At 70.1% G+C, this 4,902-nt stretch carries 4 protein-coding genes; 2 read left to right on the plus strand and 2 right to left on the minus strand.

Annotated elements, in window-relative coordinates:
- The first annotated feature begins 22 nt into the window (after positions 1-22).
- Positions 23-1,321, plus strand: a complete 1,299-nt coding sequence (locus SACSA_RS0114805; RefSeq protein WP_019816675.1) for an MFS transporter — start codon at positions 23-25, stop codon at positions 1,319-1,321.
- 137 nt (positions 1,322-1,458) lie between these two features.
- Here the strand turns inward: SACSA_RS0114805 and SACSA_RS0114810 are convergent, their stop codons facing one another.
- Entirely contained in the window at positions 1,459-2,082 is a 624-nt protein-coding gene (locus SACSA_RS0114810) for a superoxide dismutase (RefSeq protein WP_019816676.1), read from the minus strand.
- Positions 2,083-2,245: 163 nt separating this feature from the next.
- Entirely contained in the window at positions 2,246-3,742 is a 1,497-nt protein-coding gene (locus SACSA_RS0114815) for a glutamate--cysteine ligase family protein (protein WP_019816677.1), read from the minus strand.
- A gap of 234 nt (positions 3,743-3,976) precedes the next feature.
- Between SACSA_RS0114815 and SACSA_RS23150 the strand changes: the two genes are divergently transcribed.
- Positions 3,977-4,843 (plus strand): TrmH family RNA methyltransferase, encoded by an 867-nt coding sequence (locus tag SACSA_RS23150; protein WP_083940264.1) that lies wholly within the window; start codon positions 3,977-3,979, stop codon positions 4,841-4,843.
- The last annotated feature ends 59 nt before the right edge of the window (positions 4,844-4,902 follow it).

Genomic DNA, 4,902 nt, shown 5'->3' on the forward strand with positions numbered 1-4,902 from the left:
CGGCCCGGCCGTCGGCACGGCCGTGGAACCCGCCGAGCGCCCCGCGTCCGACGACGGAGCCGAGTCCGACGGCGAACGTCGTGAGCCCGCCGGGCGGCGCGGCATGTTCGCGTCGCTGCGGGTGCCGAACTACCGCCTCTTCTTCTCCGGCCAGATCGTGTCGAACATCGGCACCTGGATGCAGCGCATCGCCCAGGACTGGCTGGTCTTCGAACTGAGCGGCTACGACCCCGTCGCGCTCGGGGTGGCCGTGGCGCTGCAATTCCTTCCGACGGTCCTGCTCTCGCTGTGGGCGGGCGTGCTCGCCGACCGCGTCGACAAGCGCAAACTGCTCATCACCATCCAGTCGGGCGTGGCGGCGCAGGCGGGTGTCCTCGCGGCTCTCGACATCTCCGGAGTCGTGCTGTTGTGGCACGTGTACCTGCTGTGCTTCGTGCTCGGCACGTTCTCGGCGTTGGAGGTGCCCACCCGGCAGTCGTTCGTCAGCGAGATGGTCGGCCGCGACCAGGTCGCCAACGCGGTGGCCCTGAACTCCTCCGTGTTCAACATGGCGCGCATCGTGGGCCCGGCCATCGCCGGGTTCGCCATCGTGCTGGTCGGCACCGGATGGCTGTTCGCGGCGAACGCGGCCAGCACCCTCGCCGTCATCGCAGGCCTCGCGCTGATGAACCCGCGTGCGCTGTTCCGCGCGCCCCCGGCGGCCCGGGCCAAGGGCCAGCTCAGGGAGGGACTCCACTACGTGCGGGGCCGCCCCGACCTGGTGATGATCATGGTGCTGGTGTTCTTCGTCAGCACGTTCGGCATCACCTTCTTCACCTCGCTGGCGATCGTGGCGGCCAACGTGTTCGGCACCCAGGCCGACGGCTACGGGCTGCTCTCGACCATGCTGGCCGTCGGCACCTTCACCGGCGCGCTCGCGGCGGCCCGCCGGGGCAGCCGGAACGGGCCGACCCCGCGCCTGGTGCTGGCCTCGGCCTTCGCTCTCGGCGCCATCGAACTGGCCGCGTCGTTCATGCCCACCTACGTCGCCTTCGGGGTGGCGCTCGTCCCGCTGGGGTTCGCCACGATCACCTTCCTGAACACCGCGAACGCGCTGGTGCAGACGACGGTGAGCGCACGGGTGCGGGGCCGGGTGATGGGCCTGTACGTGCTCGTGCTCATCGGCGGCAACCCGATCGGAGGGCCGTTGACCGGGTGGCTCGCCGACACCTTCGGCGGGCGGTCCCCGTTCTGGCTGGGCGGCGCCGTCGCCATGCTCGCGGCACTGACCTGCGTCATCCTGGCACGGCGCATGCGCGCACACCCCTTGCCCGACGACTGAGGTTAGGCTAACCTCATACTCGGTCGCTTCGTGGTGGGAGCGGCAGTCAGTTCGGGAACGCATGAGGCCCCGCGTCCGGTTCCGGCCGGAGGCGGGGCCTCATGTCGTGGGCTGATGGCGGGGTGACCCGCGCGGGCTCAGGAGAGCAGCAGACCGTTCCGGCCCGCCCGGGCGTCCTCGAAGCGCCTGCCGATCTCGGCCCAGTCGAACACGTTCCACAGGGCGTTGATGTAGTCCGGCTTCACGTTCTTGTACTGCAGGTAGAACGCGTGCTCCCAGACGTCGACCAGGAGAATCGGCACGGTGGGCAGCACCAGGTTGTTGTGGTGATCGCGCAGCTGCTGGGTGATCAGCGTCTTGCCGATCGGGTCCCAGGACAGCGCGCCCCAGCCGTTGCCCTGGATGGTGGTGCACACGGCGGTGAACTGCGCCTTGAACTTGTCGAACGAGCCGAAGGCGTCGTCGATGGCGGCGGCCAGCTCGCCGGTCGGCTTGTCGCCACCGTTCGGGGAGAGAATCTTCCACCACACGACGTGGTTGGCGTGCCCGGCCAAATTGAACGCCAGCGTCGTCTCCAGGCCCACGATCGAGCCGAAGTCGTTCGCCTCCCGCGCCGCCGCGAGCTTCTCGAGCGTCTGGTTGGCGCCGTTGACGTAGGTCTGGTGGTGCTTGCTGTGGTGCAGCTCGTTGATCTCACCCGAGATGTGCGGCTCGAGGGCGCCGTAGTCGTAGTCGAGGTCGGGAAGCTCGTACGTGGGCATGAGCCCTCCTTCGTGTCTGTCGTACCAAGCCTTCGTGCAGTCGCCAACCTAGTAGCCACGGACGTGCCCGGCTAACCGGGGACCGCTGATGTTGACCTTGCTAAGTGGAGTTAACTGGAGGTCAATACCACTGTTAGCCGCACCACACCGGACGCGCGGTGTCTCAGGGGATGGGCCAGGTGTGTACCGCGTCGCCGGACCCGGAGAACTCCAGATACCGCGCGAGCATGGTCGCCAGGGCCGTGTCGCGGTCCATACCGCGCTCCTCGGCGCGCGCCACGGTGTCGCGCTGCCACGCGCTGCCGCTCTGACGGGTCAGGCACCGCCGCTCGATCACTCCCAGATACCGCTCGGCCGCGGTGTCGGAGACGTCGGAGTCGCGCAGGCCCTGCCGCGCCAGGGGCAGCAGCACGCGCAGCACCAGCTCGTCCGGTGGCACCCGTCCGATCCCCGGCCAGTAGAGCTGCGCGTCGAACCCGTTGCGCGCGCCCGCGTAGAGATTCTCCTCGGCGGCCTGGAACGACATCTGCGTCCAGACCGGCCGCTCCTGCTCCACCAGGGCGCGCTGGGCGCCGTAGAAGAACGCCGCGTTGGCCATCATGTCCAGCACGGTCGGCCCCGCGGGCAGCACCCGATTCTCCACACGCAGGTGCGGCGTGCCGCGCACGACGTCGTAGACCGGCCGGTTCCACCGCCACACGGTGCCGTTGTGCAGCCGCAGCTCGGTCAGCCTCGGCACCTGCCCGGACTCCAGCGCCTCCATCGGGTCCTCGTCGTCGGTCTCCGGCAGCAGGCCCGGGAAGTACCGGACGTTCTCCTCGAACAGATCGAAGATCGAGGTGATCCACCGCTCACCGAACCACACCCGGGGCCGCACCCCTTGATTCTTCAGCTCCTCGGGCCGGGTGTCGGTGGCCTGGAGGAACAACGGGATACGCGTCTCGTGCCACAGCGCCTTGCCGAGCAGGAACGGGGAGTTCGCCCCGAGGGCCACCTGCACGCCCGCAAGGCACTGGGCCGCGTTCCAGTGCGACGCGAACTCCTCGGGCGCCACCTGCAGGTGCAGCTGCACCGACGTGCACGCCGCTTCGGGCAGGATCGACTGCGCGAACGCACGCAGCCGCTCGGCCTCCCGGCCCCGCAGCGGCACGCCTTCGAGAGACAACAGGGGGTGCTCACCCCGCGAGGCCAGGATCTGGTCGTTGAGCAGCGAGTAGCGCGCGCTGTTGGTGAGCCACTTCTGGTCGAAGTGCTCGGAGCGCAGGGTCGGCAGGATGCCGATCATCGCGACCGAGGCGCCCGCGCGCTCGGCGGTGCCGTAGGCGTCGGCCAGATAGGACCGCAGATCCGCCTCGAGCGTCAGCGCGGAGTCGCCGTCGAGCGGATACGGCGGCACGTTCAGCTCGATGTTGTGCTGGGACAGTTCGGTGGTGAACGACGTGTCGTCGAGCGCGTCGAGGACCGCGGTGTTCGACATCGACGGCCGCATCGCGTCGTCGACGAGGTTCAGCTCGACCTCGAGGCCGATGTGCTTGCGCGGGAACGTGAAGCTGCCGTCCGACAGCATGCGCGCCAAGGTGTCCAGACAGCGTTGCACCTTTCGCCGGTAGCGCCCCCTGTCCCTCGGGGTGAAGGCGTCCGGTGACACGTCCTTACCCATGGGAACCGTCCCTCTTCTCCCTCGGCCGCGGCGGCGGCTGCGCGCGCGCCTCGGCATTGACCCCTGCCAGGCGGCAACGGTTACACACGGCGGGGGGCGCATCCAGCGGCCAAATCGGTGCTCTCTGTCATCCCCATCTGACACAGCGCAGACACGCCGCCGTTCGTACGAACCGGCTACCCAGCATTCGGAGCACCGATCCCCCGTGGTGGCGCCGGGTGCGAAACTGCGGGTGTGGCGTCAGTGATCCCGACCGACGACGTGGCCGACGCGCGGCTCGACGACTTCCGCGACCTCACCACCGCCGACCGCAGACCGGACCGGCCCGGTGGGCGGGGACTCGTGATCGCCGAGGGCACCGTGGTCGTGCGCAGGCTGCTCGCCTCGCCCTACCCAGTGCGCGCGCTGCTCGGCGTGCGCAGGCGCGTCGAGGAGCTGGCGTCCGCGTTGACCGATGTGGACGTCCCCGCCTACGTGACCTCCCCCGAGACGATGGCCGAGGTCGTCGGTTTCCACCTCAACCGGGGCGTGCTCGCCGTCGCCGACCGCGCCGCCCGGCCGACGGTGGAGCGACTCGCCGCGCACGCGCGTGTGCTCGCCGTGCTCGAAGGCGTGGGCGACCACGAGAATCTCGGCGCGCTGTTCCGGAACGCGGCCGCGCTCGGGGTCGACGGGGTGGTGCTCGGTCCCGGCTGTTCCGACCCGCTGTACCGGCGCAGCGTGCGGGTGTCGATGGGACACGTGCTGCGGGTGCCGTTCACGACCGTCGACTCCTGGCCGGGGGCGCTGGACACTCTGCGCGCGCACGGATTCCGCGTGGCCGCACTGACTCCGCGCGCCGGTGCGGTTTCGCTGCGTGAGCTGGGTGACTCCGGCGCGGGACGGATCGCGTTGCTGCTCGGTTCGGAGGGACACGGACTCTCCGAACCGGCGATCGAGGCCGCCGACGTGGCCGTGCGCATCCCGATGGCCGGTGCGGTCGACTCGCTCAACGTCGCCACGGCCGCGGCGGTGGCCTTCTACGAGCTCGCCGATCCGGCATCCCGGGCGAACGACGCGCCCGCCGAGGCACCGGTGTCGACGGGCGGGGGAGCGGCGTGAACGCGGCGCGCGACGCGGTCGAACTCCGCGTGCGGGACGAGCGGGCGGTGCTGCGGTGG

Origin of the sequence: Saccharomonospora saliphila YIM 90502 (genome assembly GCF_000383795.1) — a bacterium.
Taxonomy (GTDB): domain Bacteria; phylum Actinomycetota; class Actinomycetes; order Mycobacteriales; family Pseudonocardiaceae; genus Saccharomonospora; species Saccharomonospora saliphila.